This window comes from Lactococcus sp. KTH0-1S (assembly GCF_052544945.1).
This window is the reverse complement of sequence record NZ_CP195165.1, coordinates 386754-400397: the sequence shown is the minus strand read 5'-3', so window position 1 is coordinate 400397 and position 13644 is coordinate 386754. Positions and strand designations below refer to the sequence as shown.

Here is a 13644-nt window from a genome sequence, read left to right as displayed (position 1 = left end):
CAGACTAAATGATGAATTTACTGCCAAAAGAGAAACAAAAACTTGATTTTCAAGAGGAAATTTTATAAAATTGTCAGGTACGTTTTTGTATTCATAATTATGATATTGGAAAAAGTTTATCAAATTTTCCTTCGATAAAACTTTAATTTAACCAAAATATGCTAATTTACAGTTCACATTTTCAAAATGATAAACTAATCTAGCAGGAGAATTGTTAATAATGACTATCAATAAAATTGGGACGGGAATTGCCCATTCCAAACTAATCTTAATTGGAGAACATTCCGTTGTATATGGTCAGCCAGCAATTGCCTTACCTGTAACAATTCTTAAAACTACAGTGACAATTACCTCATCAAAATATGGCCAATACATTGAAAATAACGAATTTCGTAGAAGACTTGATTTAATGGGAGATGAATTTGAAGGAATTCGTCAACTCATTATGCGCTTACTCTCTAAATTTCATTCATCAAAAATGCCATTCTCTTTAGAAATTGATTCAAATATTCCTCAAGGACGTGGCTTGGGAGCTTCTGCTTCATTGGCAACTGCCATTACCAGAGCTTTTTATGATTTCTTTGATGCTGAACTTCCGCAAAAAGATTTACTCTTTTATGCCAACTTTTCAGAAAATATTACTCACGGAAAATCCTCTGGAATTGATGTGGCAACTGTAAATTCTGAACACCCTTTGTGGTTTATTAAAGACAGCACAATTGAACCCTTTGAACTCAATCTTCATGGTTTTATCGTGATTGGCGATACTGGTGTTCACGGCTTTACGAGTCAAGCCATCAATATTGTTCGCGAAAAACTTGTTGAAGAAAAAGAAAAAACACAAGATTCAATTAATCATTTAGGTCAATTAGCGACCGATTCAAAAGATTTTTTGATGACAGACAAACTCAAAGAATTTGGTCATGTCATGAATAAAGCTCACGAAAGATTATCTGATTTGGGAGTTTCTCATCCACGTCTAGATAATTTAGTCGAAACTGCTCGTAAAAATGGTGCACTTGGTGCTAAATTAACTGGTTCAGGGCTAGGTGGTGTCATGGTTGCTCTTGCTGAAAATGAAAAAGATGCTATTCGTATCAGTCAACGTCTTCTAAAAAATGGCGCTAAAAATACTTGGATTTACTCTTTTTAAGATGGTTGATGACCATCTTTTTTTGTTATAATGAATCTATCAATTTGCACTAAGGATAACTTATGGAAAATCAATACGAAATTCTTCAATCACTCATCGAAAAAATGGAAATTGTTACTGTTGGCTCGGCTGTCAGTAAAACAAAGCTAAATCGTAAAGAAATCATTGATTTTGTACGTTCACAACATTCTTTAAGAATTTTTGATGAAGAAAATCAAAAATGGATTAACGAAAATGTTGACGGACACTGTTAAATTTTACTGACAGAAATGTTAATCAATCAAAAATATAAAAAAGTTACTGACAGACTGCCTGTTAGTAACTTTTTACTTATAAGTCATGAAATTCTGCATATAATTCTTGACGATTTAGACCTCGTTCTTTAGCAATTTGTTTAATGGCAACATTGGGTTTTACATTTTGTTCAACTAAAACTTTAACTGCTTCGAGCGCTGTCAATTCTGGCTCTTGAACTTCTTGAGCCACTTCATCCGCTCCTGAAACAATAATTAGACATTCCCCTTTTATTGGTTGGTCCGTTAAAGATTTCAAAACCTCTGAAATCTTACCACGACGATATTCTTCATAAATTTTCGTTAATTCGCGAACTAAAACAACTTCTCTATCCCCATAAATTTCCTGCATGTTAGCCAAAGTATCCCCAACTCTAAAAGGACTTTCATAGAAAATTTGTGTTTCTGGATAAGAAAGCTTACTTTTCAAGAACTTTTGTTGCTCCCCTTTTTTTCTAGGAAGAAAGCCATAAAAAATATGAGGTTGAGGAACTAATCCTGAGGCAATCAAGGCAGTAATTCCTGCTGAGGCACCAGGAAGAGCGATAACATCAATTCCTTCATCAATTGCAGCTAAAACTAAATCATGGCCTGGGTCAGAAATTGAAGGCATTCCAGCATCAGAAACCTGTGCAATAGATTGTCCTTTTTTCAAAAAATCAATTAATTTAGGAATTTTTTCTTGGGAATTATGTTCATGAAACGACTCTTGCGGAACTTTAATTTCAAAATGGTTTAAAAGGCGCAAAGTATTTCGCGTATCTTCTGAACAAATCAAATCTACAGTTTTCAAAGTTTCAAGAGAACGTAGAGTCATATCTTGCATATTGCCAATTGGTGTTGGAACCAAATAAAGACTTCCAGCAGTTTTTAGGCCTTTAAATGACCGTTGAATACTAAATTTATTTTCCATCAGCGATACAAAAGCTCCAAACAATCTAAACAAGATTCCCCTTCAGCCAATCGTTCTGCATAATGCAGATGACAAACATGGAAACCTTCATTAAAAATTTGAATCAAGTTAGGATTTGGCTGGTCTTTAGGCGTTTCTTTTTTAACTTCTTTTTTCTCAAATTCTGCCAAACGGTCACGCAATTTTTCTAATTCCATGCGTAAGGTTGCATTTTCAGTCATTGATGATTCAAGCACTTGGCGAATTCCTGAAATTTGCGTTAATGTGGTATTTAATGTATTTTCAAGTTCGCCCAGTTGGTCGAAAACATCATATTTATCAGCCATGATTCACCTCAATTTCTGCAAGTTCAAAATCCTTGCTATATTCTCCAAAGCGGATTTTTACTCTATTTTTTAAAACATTTAAGCCAACAACTTTTCCTTTTCCCTCTGAAGTAGTTACAAACTCACCAAAATCTGGGAAAAGTTGTTGGGCTTCTTTATAAAAACTATCTTCATAAGTTAAACAGCACATCAAACGACCACAAAGACCGTTTAATTTATTTTGTTTCAAAGATAGATTTTGATTTTTGGCCATTTTGATTGAAACATTTGGAAATTCATAAACAAACTCAGAACAGCACAAAGGACGCCCACAAGGTCCAAGTCCACCATGAATTTTCGCCGCATCTCTTGGCCCAATTTGGCGAAGTTCAATCCTGATTCTGAAAGTTGTTGCCAACTCACGCAAAAGCAATCGAAAATCAACACGATTCTCTGCCGTAAACGAAATAAAAAGTTGCATTTGGTCAAAATTATAAGCAACATCAATAATTTTCATTTCCAAACCTTGTTCGATGACAAGTTGGCGAACTTTATCTTTGGCTTGTTTAGAACGTTCCTCAAGTTTTGCAATAACTTGGAGATCATCCTCATTTACTTTACGCACAATCGTGTGGTGAATTTCAAGATTCGCTTCTTCAGAAATTTCACGTACAATTTTTCCGTAAAAGTTTCCCTTATCTGAACGAAGGATAACTTCTGTTTGTGGAGCAAGTTCTATATCACTTATTGCAAATACATTTGATTCGCCATGTGCAAATTTTATTTCATAAATCATAATATTCTCCTGATATAAGATTTTTCAATCAAAGGATAAGTTTGACAAGTTTCATAAAACAATAAAAGTTAAACTTGACTCAAATCGGACATTGCTTTTCCACATTTTTATTGCCTGAAATGTTTTTAAAAGTTCCTGACTCATTCTTTCTTGATTAAAAAGTTGTAATAAAAGTTCAAACGCTTGATTTTGTTTTTCTTTGTCATCAAAAATTTCGACTAATTCTTTCAAATACAAGAACGCCTCGTCAGCAGATTTTTTTAAAAGTTTTACAAATTGTTGAAGTCTTTGAAGTCCTTCGATAAACCAGCTCTGCTGAGCTAATTCTAATGCTTTGTCAGTCGAATTACAGATTTCCGCAAGAAGTTCTGCTTGTGTTTTTAAAATACCATTCTTTTCCAAAAAATCTTGTAAGTATTGAACATTTTTTTGAAAATTAATAATTTGTGTCCGTGATTTTATTGTTTGTAAAATCATATTTTCATTGTCTGTCAGTAAAAAAACAACAATTTCTGTTTCTGGTTCTTCAATTGATTTCAATAGAGCATTTGCTGCATTAGGATGCATTTTTTCAGCTTCCTTAATTAAAAGCACCTGTTGATTTCCCTCATAACCAGATTCATTGAAAACCTGTGTCAGCTCCCGAATTTGTGCCGTTTTAATCGTTTGTCCATCAGGTTCAACGATATGTAAGTCAGTAAATTCTTGTTGTGCAACAAGACGACAAGAACGACAATGACCACAAGGCAAAGCATTTTCAGGATTCTCACAAAATAAGGCTTGACTCAGCCAGATTGCTAATTCAAAAGAACCAAATCCACCTGAAAATAAATAAGCATGACTTAATTTTCCATGTTGCAAAATCGTTGAGAACTGCTTATAAAGTTGAGGCTGAATATCTCTTATTTCCACAAGAAACCTTTCTAAATATTTACCAAATCTAGTCTAAATAACAAAATAAAAAAAACTATTTAACATCCTCCTTTTTTGAAAAATGTAAGTATTTTTTAGCATTCTTAATTTTGCTGACAGATTAAATTGTCTTTAAAATTCACTGACAAATCTTTTTTTGAGGACGGAAAGTGTATCAGCTACGACTTTTTCTAAAGGTTGACTTGCATCTATTTTTACAAAACGCTCAGGTTCTTTTGCAACAATCTCCAAATAACCTTCCCGAACTTTACGATGCATCTCAGCTCTTTCCAAATCTAAACGATTTACCTCATCAGCTCGATTTTTCATAATTCGCTCAAGGGCAACATCCGTATCAACATCAAAATAAAGCGTCAAATCAGGCTTCAACCCATCTGTTGCAAAATAGTTAAGCCAATCAACAACTTCGACACCCAAATCACGGCCATATCCCTGATAGGCGACAGATGAATCAATAAATCGGTCAACAATGACAATTTTACCCGCTTGTAAAGCTGGCAACATTTTTTCTTGCATATGTAAACGACGCGCCGCCGCAAAAAGCATTAACTCAGTTTTAGAATCAATTTCTGTATTTTTTGGATCAAGAATAATTTGGCGAATTTCTTCCGCCACTCGAACACCGCCTGGTTCACGAGTGGCGACAATTTCACGCTTCATTTTTTGGATTTCAGGTAAAATTTCTTTTAAAACCGTTGTTTTTCCTGCTCCATCGGGTCCCTCAAGGGAAATTAAAATTCCGTTCATAGCCTCTATTATACCAAAAAAACAAACATTTTATCTTTTTTCTAAAAATAATAGGGTCTCTTTTTGCGTAATTTTACTAAAAATTGTATAATATAACTGAAACAGCTTACTTGATTTGTTAATTCAAATAAATACGAGTAACATTCAATAAAAAATTTTCCACTTGAAAGGACAACTATGAAAAAAATTCTTGTTGTTGATGATGAAAAACCAATCTCAGATATCGTAAAATTTAATTTAACCAAAGAAGGTTTTGAAGTCTTTACAGCTTTTGATGGTGAAGAAGCTCTTGAAGCATTTAAAGAAGTACAACCTGACCTTATCCTGCTTGATTTGATGTTACCTAAACTTGATGGTCTTGATGTTGCACGTGAAATCCGTAAAACTTCTGACACTCCAATTATTATGGTGTCAGCTAAAGATAGTGAATTTGACAAAGTAATTGGTCTTGAACTTGGTGCTGATGATTATGTCACAAAACCATTCTCAAACCGTGAACTATTAGCTCGTATCAAAGCCAATTTGCGTCGTATCAATGTCGCACCTGCTGAATCTACTGACAATGTCAAAAAAGAATTGGTTATCGGAAACCTCCGTATCAATCCAGCACATTATGCTGCATATAAAAACGATAAACAACTCGATCTTACACACCGTGAGTTTGAATTGCTTTACTACCTTGCACAACACCTTGGCGAAGTGATCACTCGTGAAAACCTTTTGGAAACCGTTTGGGGTTATGACTATTTCGGCGATGTACGTACAGTTGACGTTACTGTTCGTCGTTTACGTGAAAAAGTTGAAGATACACCAAGCCGTCCACAATACGTTTCAACACGCCGTGGGGTTGGCTACTATATGAGCAACCCGCATGATTAATTTTTTTAATTCAATGATTTTTAAAGGAGTAGTTGCCCACCTACTTCTTTTTGTCATCCTTTTTATGGGCAGTTTTGATTACAATTTTGCTCATTTAAGTACTTTTATCGGTTACTACCTATTTTCACTCGTCTTTGTTTTAGTCTTTCTTAATCAGCAGCATCGCATGATTGTGAATGTTTCTAAACAGATGAATGACATAAAAAATGGCTATTTAAATCGTGATAAAATCCCAAAAGGGACAAGTGAAATCAATGAATTATACGACGAAATTTTAAAACTTGGTGAAGATATTGTTCGCACTCAGAACAATCTTGAAAATCAGAGAAATCAATTAGACAGCATCCTCGCCTATATGGTTGATGGCGTCATTGCCACCGACCGTCGCGGGAATATTATTATGGCCAATAAATCAGCTTTGCATTATTTGAATACAGATAATGATCTCTTGATGGAAAAAAATATTGTTGAGGTCTTAAAAATTGAAGACCAGTATAATTTCTATGATTTATTGGAAAAAGAGCCAGAGGTAACTATTGAAACACATGATACTGGAAATGAAGCCATTTCACTTCACATAAAATTTGCTCTTTTTCGTCGTGAGTCTGGTTTTATTTCAGGAATTATTGCTGTTTTACATGATATGACTGAACAAGATAAAGCAGAACGTGAACGACGCCTATTTGTTTCTAATGTTTCACACGAACTCCGAACTCCGCTCACCTCAGTAAAAGCCTACTTGGAAGCACTAGAAGACGGAGCCATTGAGGATAAAGAAACAGCTTCATCCTTTATTAATGTTTCACTTACTGAAACTAATCGGATGATTCGAATGATTTCCGACCTTTTGACTTTATCAAGAATGGATCAAGACCGAATCGTTCTTAATAAAGAAATGATTAATTTAATTGCCTTCTTAGACTATCAAATTAACCGTTTAGACCAAATTTTAGAAACCGAATCAAACGATTTAATCTCTTCTAATTTCACTCTCGTCAGAAAATACTCTGAACAGCCCATCTGGGTCGAAATTGATACCGATAAAATTGCTCAAGTCATTGACAATATCATCGGAAACGCAATTAAGTATTCCCCTAAAGGTGGAACGATTACAATTTCCGTTGAAAAACGTGAAAGTGACGTTCTAATCTCCATCAGTGACCAAGGAATGGGAATTCCAAAATCTGATTTACTTAAGATTTTTGACCGTTTCTACCGAGTTGATAACGCTTCAAGAAATTCAAAAGTTGGGGGAACAGGTTTAGGCCTCTCTATTGTCCATGATATTGTTAAAATACATGGCGGAACAATTTTTGCAAGCTCTGATGGAGAAGGAAAAGGAACAACCTTTAGTTTCACTCTTCCATATTCTTTAGAAGCCGCAGATGACTGGGATGATGGCACTGATGAGTTTGAATTTGAGGGTAATGAATAATTTTCCCTAAAAAGAGTCCACACATATTTGTGGACTCTTTTTTTATGAATAAACCTAGACTTTTAACACAAAAAACTCTCTTAAGCTAATGAATTTCCTGATAAATTTATTTTCAAATAAAATATAAAAGCTCATGGCAATCCCACTATTTTTCTGCTACAATAGACTGTATGACTGAACAAAATGGCTTTAAATATTCCATTTTAGCCTCTGGTTCAACAGGAAATTCTTTTTACTTAGAAACTCCAAAGAAAAAAATTCTTGTTGATGCCGGACTATCTGGAAAAAAAATAGAAAGTTTACTATCAGAAATTGACCGTGATATTCATGATATTGATGCTTTATTAATTACCCATGAACATAGTGACCATATCAAAGGGATTGGTGTTTTGGCAAGGAAATATGGTATTGACCTTTACGCAAATGAAGATACTTGGTCTGAACTAGATAGTAAAAATGCTTTAGGAAAAATCCCTGTTGAACAAAAACATCTGTTTGAAATGGGAAAAACAATGACTTTTGGTGATATTGATGTTGAATCTTTTGGCGTGAGTCACGATGCCATCGCACCACAATTTTATCGTTTCATGAAAGATAACAAGAGTTTTGTTATGCTAACTGATACAGGTTATGTATCCGATAGAATGCGTGGAACCATTGAAAATGCGGATGCTTATCTTATGGAATCAAACCATGACATTGAGATACTCCGCATGGGAGCCTATCCTTGGCGGACAAAGCAACGTATCCTAAGTGACCAAGGCCACTTATCTAATGAGGACGGCGCTGAGGCGGCTTTTAGTATTCATGGCAATAAGACAAAACGAATTTTTCTAGGGCACTTGAGTTTAAATAATAATATCAAAGAGCTTGCTCATCTTACTATGGATGGTTACTTACAACAACATGATGTCGATACTAAAAAGGACTTGAAGATCCTTGATACTAGTCACGAACATGCTAGTCAACTTTACGATATTTAGTTACTCATCAGCAAATAAAAAAGAACCCTTAGGGTTCTTTTTTTTACATCATACCACCCATTCCCATGCTAGGGTCCATTGGAGGCATAGCCGGAGCAGCTGGTTCTGGTTTATTAGCAACTACTGCTTCAGTAGTCAAAATCAACCCAGCAACAGAAGCCGCGTTTTGCAAAGCTGAACGAGTTACTTTTGCAGGGTCAACAATTCCTTCTTCAATCATATTAACCCATTGACCAGTTGCAGCATTGAAACCTGTACCTACTTCTTCTGAACGAAGTTTATCAATGATAACTGAACCTTCGTATCCTGCATTGGCAGCAATTTGACGAACTGGTTCTTCAAGAGCACGGCGAACAATGTTAATTCCTGTTTGGATATCTCCTTCTTCTGAAAGTTTATCCAAAGCCGCAATAGCATTAACAAGTGCTGTACCACCACCAGAAACAATACCTTCCTCAACGGCTGCACGTGTTGCATTAAGTGCATCTTCAATCAAGAGTTTCATTGCTTTGAGTTCTGTTTCAGTTGCAGCACCAACTTTAACCACTGCAACACCACCAGCTAATTTTGCAAGACGCTCTTGTAATTTTTCACGGTCAAAATCAGAAGTTGTTTTTTCAATTTGCGCTTTGATAATAGCTACACGATCAGAAATAGCATCAGCAGAACCAGCTCCTTCAACAATTGTTGTGTGGTCTTTATCCACTGTTGCTTTAGCTGCTTGTCCTAAAGCTTCAAGAGTAGCATCTTTAAGATCGAGACCAAGTTCCTCAGTAATTACTGTACCACCTGTTAAGATAGCCAAATCTTCCAATTGAGCTTTACGACGATCACCAAATCCTGGCGCTTTTACAGCTACGACATTGAAGACTCCTTTAATCTTATTAAGAACAAGCGTTGGCAATGCTTCTCCATCAACATCATCAGCAACAATAAGAAGTGGACGATTTGTTTTCAAGATTTGTTCAAGGAGAGGTAAAATTTCTTGAATATTTGAGATTTTTTTGTCGGTAATAAGAATATAAGGATTATCTAACTCAGCAACCATTTTTTCTGTATTAGAAACCATATATTGACTCAAATATCCACGGTCAAACTGCATTCCTTCAACAACATCAAGTTCAGTTTGCATTCCCTTTGATTCTTCAATGGTGATAACTCCGTCAGAACCTACACGTTCCATTGCATCAGAAATATACTCACCAACTTTTTCACTACGTGATGAAACAGTAGCTACTTGCGCAATTGCTGATTTATCGTGGACAGGAATTGCCATTTCTTTAATTGAAGCAACAGCTGTTTCAGCAGCAAGCTCAATTCCTCGACGAATACCAACTGGATTTGCACCTGCGGTAACATTTTTTAAACCTTCACGAACAATAGCTTGTGTCAAAACTGTCGCTGTTGTTGTTCCATCACCTGCGATATCATTTGTTTTTGAAGCAACTTCTGAAACAAGTTTAGCTCCCATGTTTTCAAAATGATCTTCAAGTTCAATCTCTTTAGCAATCGTTACACCATCGTTTGTAATTAAAGGTGACCCATATGATTTTTCAAGCACAACATTGCGACCTTTTGGTCCAAGGGTTGTTTTTACTGTATCAGCAAGAATATCAATCCCGCGCATCATCGCTGTTCTAGCATCACTTGAAAATTTAATATCTTTTGACATTTTAGCTCCTTTTTAAGAATATATTTTTAATTTTATAGATTTTAAGATAGACAAAAGACAACCAAAAAATGATTGCTTTTATAATTTTACTCTACAATTGCAAGAAGGTCTGAATCTTTGAGAATCAAGAATTCTTCACCATCCATTTTTACGGTCGTTCCAGCAAATTTTTCAAAAATTACTGTGTCCCCTACTTTTACGAGTGGAGAAATCAGTGTTCCATGATGATTTGTTTTCCCTTCACCGACGGCAACAACTTCAGCTGTTTGAGGTTTTTCTTGGGAAGCGCTTGTTAATACAATTCCACCCATTGATTTTTCCTCTTCTTCTTTTACACGTAAAACTACGCGATTCTCTAAAGGTTTCAACATTATATTTTCCTCCATTTTTTATTTTTTAGCACTCTTATTAAACGAGTGCTAACATATTCTTATTTTATCTCAATGGTCAGATTTAGTCAAGAGAAAACATTTAGATTTTATGAAATAAATTAGAAAGGGAGTTCTTCCGCATCAAGTAAGGTTTCTTCAGTCTTTATAGCGCTTTCTCGTAAAGCGATTGTTGCCCTACTTTCAAGTAAATCATAACTCAGTCCTAAGATTTCTGTGACATAATGTTTTTGATTTTGCTTATCCATGTAATTTCTAGTTCTAATTTCTCCTTCAATTGAAATAAGACTTCCTTTTTTTGCGTAAGAAACTAAAGTTTCTGCAGATTTTCCCCAAATAATAATTGAAATAAAATCTGCCTCGCGCTCTCCTTTTTCATTTTTGAAACGGCGATTGACTGCCAAGGTCACACGGACATAAGATTTATCATTTGTTGTTTTTGAAATTTCTGGCGCACTGGTTAAGCGTCCAATTAACATGGTTTTATTCATAATAAAATCCTCCTAACTTTTTATACGAAAAGTTAGAGCATTTGTCACAAAAAAAATAAAAATCTATCAATTGATAGATTTTTATGGTTTATTTAGCATTTAAAGCTGCAACAGTCATGTAATTATATGGACTATTGAAGTGTGGTAAGAAGAACAAATCAAGTAAGGCTAATTCATCAATCGTTTTCTTTTCTTGAATAGCTAAACTAAACATATTAATATTTCCTGCAATTATTTCACTCTTGCTAGCAAGTTGAGCGCCAATAATTCTGCGACTTTTTGTTTCATAAACGATACGAATTTTCACACTATCATTATTTTCATGAAGGAACCATGCTTTTTGCTTGTCTTCAAAATCACTAAATGAAACTTCTAGGCCGATTTTTTTCGCAGCTTTAACCGACAAGCCTGTAGAAGTCATATTGTAACCAAAAATAGAGATTCCATTAGAACCTTGTACACCAACAGATTCTATTGATTTTCCTCCTATATTATGACCAGCAACAATCCCTGAGCGAACAGCGTTTGAGGCAAGGGCAATGTAGGTGAAGTCTTGTAAAGCATTAGAATAGATTGTGGCAACATCTCCTACAGCATAAACATCTGGATCACTACTTTGTTGATGTTTATCCACTTTGATTGCTCCATTTTTAAAGGTTTCTAAATGTTCACCAGCCAGTGCACTATTGGCTGTAAAGCCAATACAATTAATAACGAGGTCAACATCATAAGTTGATTTATTAGTTACAATCTGTGATACATGACCTTTTTCATTTGCCTTAAACTCTTGAGCTAATTCCCCAAAATGGAGTTCAATTCCATGTTGGGCAAGATTTTCATCCATCCCTTTAGCAAACTCTTCATCATAATATGAAGCAAGTGAAGTACTTTCTGCATCAAAAAGTAGAACTTCTTTTCCACGACGTTTGGCAGCTTCAGCAATTTCTGTCCCAATATAACCAGCACCAATCACAGCAATCCGTTTCACATCATTCTTAGCAAACTCTTCGTCAATGGCTTGCCCTTCTTGAAAAAGTTTTAAAAAATGAATGCCTTTAAGATCTTTTCCTGGCAAGTTAGGAATAATTGGACGTGAACCTGTTGCCAGAACGAGTTTATCATAATTTTCTGTAATCTTTTCTCCAGTTTTCGACTTGGCATAAATCATTTTATTACTAAAGTCAATTTCTGAAACTTCTGTTTCTGTTAATATCTTTACTCCCTTTTTTTCAAAATCTTCTGCTTTGGCATAAAACAGCTCATCTGGTTTTTCAATTTGTCTTCCGACCCAAATAGCTGTTCCACACCCTAAGTAACTCATATTACTGTTACGGTCAATCATAACAATCTCATGGCCTGGATATTGATCAATCAATGTATTTGCTGTAGCAATGCCTGCGTGGTTCGTACCGATAACTACGATTTTCATGCTAATAATTCTCCTTTAAATGTAAAATTCGTTTTACATTATTCAGTTTAGCATAAGTCCTTCTATTTTCTTTTGTAAGCGCTTGTGAACTTTGTGAAAAATTTATTTTATTTTTTTTAGATAAAAAAATGCCAAAATAAACTATTTTGACAGTTTTATTATTATGCTTGCCACATTGTTTCTGAATCAAAAGCTTTACCAGCGGATAAATCTGATGATAATTCAATGATTCCACGAACCTCAGGTGCATTTGGTAATTCAAGTTCACGAGCTGAACAAAGCATTCCGTAAGATTGAACACCACGAAGGGCTCCTGGGAAAATCAATGAGCCATCAGGCATCATAGCACCAGGTAAAGCAGCAACTGTTTTTAAGCCAAGAGCTGCGTTTGGAGCACCACAAACAATTTGTACTGGATCGGCAAAACCAACATTAACTTTACAGATATGTAAATGGTCTGAATCTGGATGATCTTCCATTTCAACAATTTCAGCGACAACAAATTTGGGTTGTGCATCGTGAACAAGAACATCGCTAAATCCTGATTTCCCAAGCTCTTTGTTCAACGTTTCAATATCATCAGATGATAAGTCGACTTGACCATTTCCTGACAAATTAGCCAACAGAGATTTCGCTTCAAAAATATTCCAAGCAACCGTCGCTCCAGTTTCTTCAATAAAAACACGAGCTACTTTTCCCTTACGTTCGAAGTTTACTTTTTCTCCCTTATCATTTGCAGTGATAAGCATTAAAACGTCACCGACATTTGTGTTGTATGTTGCAATCATTTTCTTATTTTTCCCTTTTAATTTCTTAACATTGATTATTATAGAATATAATTCTTAATATATCAACGCTTATCCTGCGCTGATATTATTTCGCACTCGCTAAGAAAGTATTGACTTCTTCTTTTGTTTTACGTAATTTATTTACTAGTCGAGCTTTTTCTTTACCATCCTCAATCACGACAAAACTTGGAATTCCCATAATTCCCCATTCAATCGCAAGATCCATATATTCATCACGATCTACTTCAACAAATTTAAATTCTGGATTTTCTACTTCAATTTCTGGCATTTTTGGCTTAATAAAATTACAATCCCCACACCAACCAGCCGTGAAAAAGAAGACTGTCTTTTCCGGTCCTTTTACAAGTTCGGCTAAATTTTCAATATTTTCTGGAATAATCATTCTACATTCTCCTTTTATTTCTAAATGAATACTAA

The 13644-nt window shown here is 35.0% G+C and carries 16 protein-coding genes; 5 read left to right on the top strand and 11 right to left on the bottom strand.

Features of this window, described 5'->3' with window-relative positions; all coding sequences use genetic code 11:
• Window positions 1-220: 220 nt before the first annotated feature.
• Window positions 221-1153 carry a mevalonate kinase gene (mvk, locus tag ACRYLU_RS02010; protein WP_038599208.1) on the top strand — a complete coding sequence of 311 codons (933 nt, stop codon included), beginning with the start codon at window positions 221-223 and terminating at the stop codon, window positions 1151-1153.
• Between the two features lie 62 nt (window positions 1154-1215).
• On the top strand, window positions 1216-1407 hold the full coding sequence (locus tag ACRYLU_RS02005; protein WP_003131566.1) for a hypothetical protein: 192 nt from the start codon (window positions 1216-1218) through the stop codon (window positions 1405-1407).
• A 76-nt stretch (window positions 1408-1483) separates the two neighbouring features.
• On the opposite strand, the gene rsmI is transcribed toward ACRYLU_RS02005, so the two are convergent.
• From rsmI to tmk, 5 genes are all read right to left on the bottom strand, one after another.
• Window positions 1484-2359, bottom strand: coding sequence for a 16S rRNA (cytidine(1402)-2'-O)-methyltransferase (rsmI, locus tag ACRYLU_RS02000; RefSeq protein WP_038599205.1), 876 nt, complete (start codon window positions 2357-2359; stop codon window positions 1484-1486).
• A complete protein-coding gene (gene yabA / locus ACRYLU_RS01995) occupies window positions 2359-2685 on the bottom strand; it encodes a DNA replication initiation control protein YabA (protein WP_003131570.1) in 327 nt (108 codons plus the stop codon). Before yabA ends, rsmI begins: the two co-directional genes overlap by 1 nt.
• Complete coding sequence (gene ricT, locus ACRYLU_RS01990) at window positions 2678-3460, bottom strand: PSP1 domain-containing protein (RefSeq protein WP_038599202.1); 783 nt, start codon at window positions 3458-3460, stop codon at window positions 2678-2680. The genes yabA and ricT overlap by 8 nt, the downstream gene beginning before the upstream one ends.
• Before the next feature lie 51 nt (window positions 3461-3511).
• The gene (locus tag ACRYLU_RS01985; RefSeq protein WP_038599199.1) at window positions 3512-4372 is read right to left on the bottom strand and encodes a DNA polymerase III subunit delta'; all 861 of its coding nucleotides are present in this window, start codon (window positions 4370-4372) and stop codon (window positions 3512-3514) included.
• A gap of 132 nt (window positions 4373-4504) precedes the next feature.
• Entirely contained in the window at window positions 4505-5140 is a 636-nt protein-coding gene (tmk, locus tag ACRYLU_RS01980; RefSeq protein ID WP_058206001.1) for a dTMP kinase, read from the bottom strand.
• A gap of 177 nt (window positions 5141-5317) precedes the next feature.
• On the opposite strand from tmk, the gene yycF reads away from it, so the two are divergent.
• From yycF to ACRYLU_RS01965, 3 genes are all read left to right on the top strand, one after another.
• Window positions 5318-6019: a response regulator YycF gene (yycF, locus tag ACRYLU_RS01975; RefSeq protein ID WP_038599193.1), complete on the top strand. Its 702-nt coding sequence runs from the start codon at window positions 5318-5320 to the stop codon at window positions 6017-6019.
• Complete coding sequence (locus ACRYLU_RS01970) at window positions 6012-7454, top strand: ATP-binding protein (protein WP_445081124.1); 1443 nt, start codon at window positions 6012-6014, stop codon at window positions 7452-7454. Before yycF ends, ACRYLU_RS01970 begins: the two co-directional genes overlap by 8 nt.
• A 170-nt stretch (window positions 7455-7624) precedes the next feature.
• Window positions 7625-8437, top strand: a complete 813-nt coding sequence (locus ACRYLU_RS01965) for an MBL fold metallo-hydrolase (RefSeq protein WP_038599190.1) — start codon at window positions 7625-7627, stop codon at window positions 8435-8437.
• Between the two features lie 43 nt (window positions 8438-8480).
• Here the strand turns inward: ACRYLU_RS01965 and groL are convergent, their stop codons facing one another.
• The 6 genes from groL to ACRYLU_RS01935 all read right to left on the bottom strand — a co-directional run bounded on the left by groL (window position 8481) and on the right by ACRYLU_RS01935 (window position 13609).
• Window positions 8481-10109, bottom strand: a complete 1629-nt coding sequence (gene groL, locus ACRYLU_RS01960) for a chaperonin GroEL (protein ID WP_003131585.1) — start codon at window positions 10107-10109, stop codon at window positions 8481-8483.
• 86 nt (window positions 10110-10195) lie between these two features.
• Window positions 10196-10480: a co-chaperone GroES gene (groES, locus tag ACRYLU_RS01955; protein ID WP_003131589.1), complete on the bottom strand. Its 285-nt coding sequence runs from the start codon at window positions 10478-10480 to the stop codon at window positions 10196-10198.
• Window positions 10481-10599: 119 nt separating this feature from the next.
• Window positions 10600-10989 (bottom strand): single-stranded DNA-binding protein, encoded by a 390-nt coding sequence (locus tag ACRYLU_RS01950; RefSeq protein WP_038599186.1) that lies wholly within the window; start codon window positions 10987-10989, stop codon window positions 10600-10602.
• 88 nt (window positions 10990-11077) lie between these two features.
• Entirely contained in the window at window positions 11078-12418 is a 1341-nt protein-coding gene (gene nox, locus ACRYLU_RS01945) for a H2O-forming NADH oxidase (RefSeq protein ID WP_038599184.1), read from the bottom strand.
• A 161-nt stretch (window positions 12419-12579) separates the two neighbouring features.
• Window positions 12580-13206: a YtpR family tRNA-binding protein gene (gene ytpR / locus ACRYLU_RS01940; RefSeq protein WP_146978394.1), complete on the bottom strand. Its 627-nt coding sequence runs from the start codon at window positions 13204-13206 to the stop codon at window positions 12580-12582.
• A gap of 85 nt (window positions 13207-13291) precedes the next feature.
• Window positions 13292-13609: a thioredoxin family protein gene (locus ACRYLU_RS01935; RefSeq protein ID WP_038599179.1), complete on the bottom strand. Its 318-nt coding sequence runs from the start codon at window positions 13607-13609 to the stop codon at window positions 13292-13294.
• Between the last annotated feature and the right edge of the window lie 35 nt (window positions 13610-13644).

What these genes read in the sequence shown, in the direction of transcription:
- mvk (WP_038599208.1), top strand. Translation starts at nt 221, where the DNA reads ATGACTATCAATAAAATTGGGACGGGAATTGCCCATTCCAAACTAATC.
- ACRYLU_RS02005 (WP_003131566.1), top strand. Translation starts at nt 1,216, where the DNA reads ATGGAAAATCAATACGAAATTCTTCAATCACTCATCGAAAAAATGGAA.
- rsmI (WP_038599205.1), bottom strand. Translation starts at nt 2,359, where the DNA reads ATGGAAAATAAATTTAGTATTCAACGGTCATTTAAAGGCCTAAAAACT.
- yabA (WP_003131570.1), bottom strand. Translation starts at nt 2,685, where the DNA reads ATGGCTGATAAATATGATGTTTTCGACCAACTGGGCGAACTTGAAAAT.
- ricT (WP_038599202.1), bottom strand. Translation starts at nt 3,460, where the DNA reads ATGATTTATGAAATAAAATTTGCACATGGCGAATCAAATGTATTTGCA.
- tmk (WP_058206001.1), bottom strand. Translation starts at nt 5,140, where the DNA reads ATGAACGGAATTTTAATTTCCCTTGAGGGACCCGATGGAGCAGGAAAA.
- yycF (WP_038599193.1), top strand. Translation starts at nt 5,318, where the DNA reads ATGAAAAAAATTCTTGTTGTTGATGATGAAAAACCAATCTCAGATATC.
- ACRYLU_RS01970 (WP_445081124.1), top strand. Translation starts at nt 6,012, where the DNA reads ATGATTAATTTTTTTAATTCAATGATTTTTAAAGGAGTAGTTGCCCAC.
- ACRYLU_RS01965 (WP_038599190.1), top strand. Translation starts at nt 7,625, where the DNA reads ATGACTGAACAAAATGGCTTTAAATATTCCATTTTAGCCTCTGGTTCA.
- groL (WP_003131585.1), bottom strand. Translation starts at nt 10,109, where the DNA reads ATGTCAAAAGATATTAAATTTTCAAGTGATGCTAGAACAGCGATGATG.
- groES (WP_003131589.1), bottom strand. Translation starts at nt 10,480, where the DNA reads ATGTTGAAACCTTTAGAGAATCGCGTAGTTTTACGTGTAAAAGAAGAA.
- ACRYLU_RS01950 (WP_038599186.1), bottom strand. Translation starts at nt 10,989, where the DNA reads ATGAATAAAACCATGTTAATTGGACGCTTAACCAGTGCGCCAGAAATT.
- nox (WP_038599184.1), bottom strand. Translation starts at nt 12,418, where the DNA reads ATGAAAATCGTAGTTATCGGTACGAACCACGCAGGCATTGCTACAGCA.
- ytpR (WP_146978394.1), bottom strand. Translation starts at nt 13,206, where the DNA reads ATGATTGCAACATACAACACAAATGTCGGTGACGTTTTAATGCTTATC.
- ACRYLU_RS01935 (WP_038599179.1), bottom strand. Translation starts at nt 13,609, where the DNA reads ATGATTATTCCAGAAAATATTGAAAATTTAGCCGAACTTGTAAAAGGA.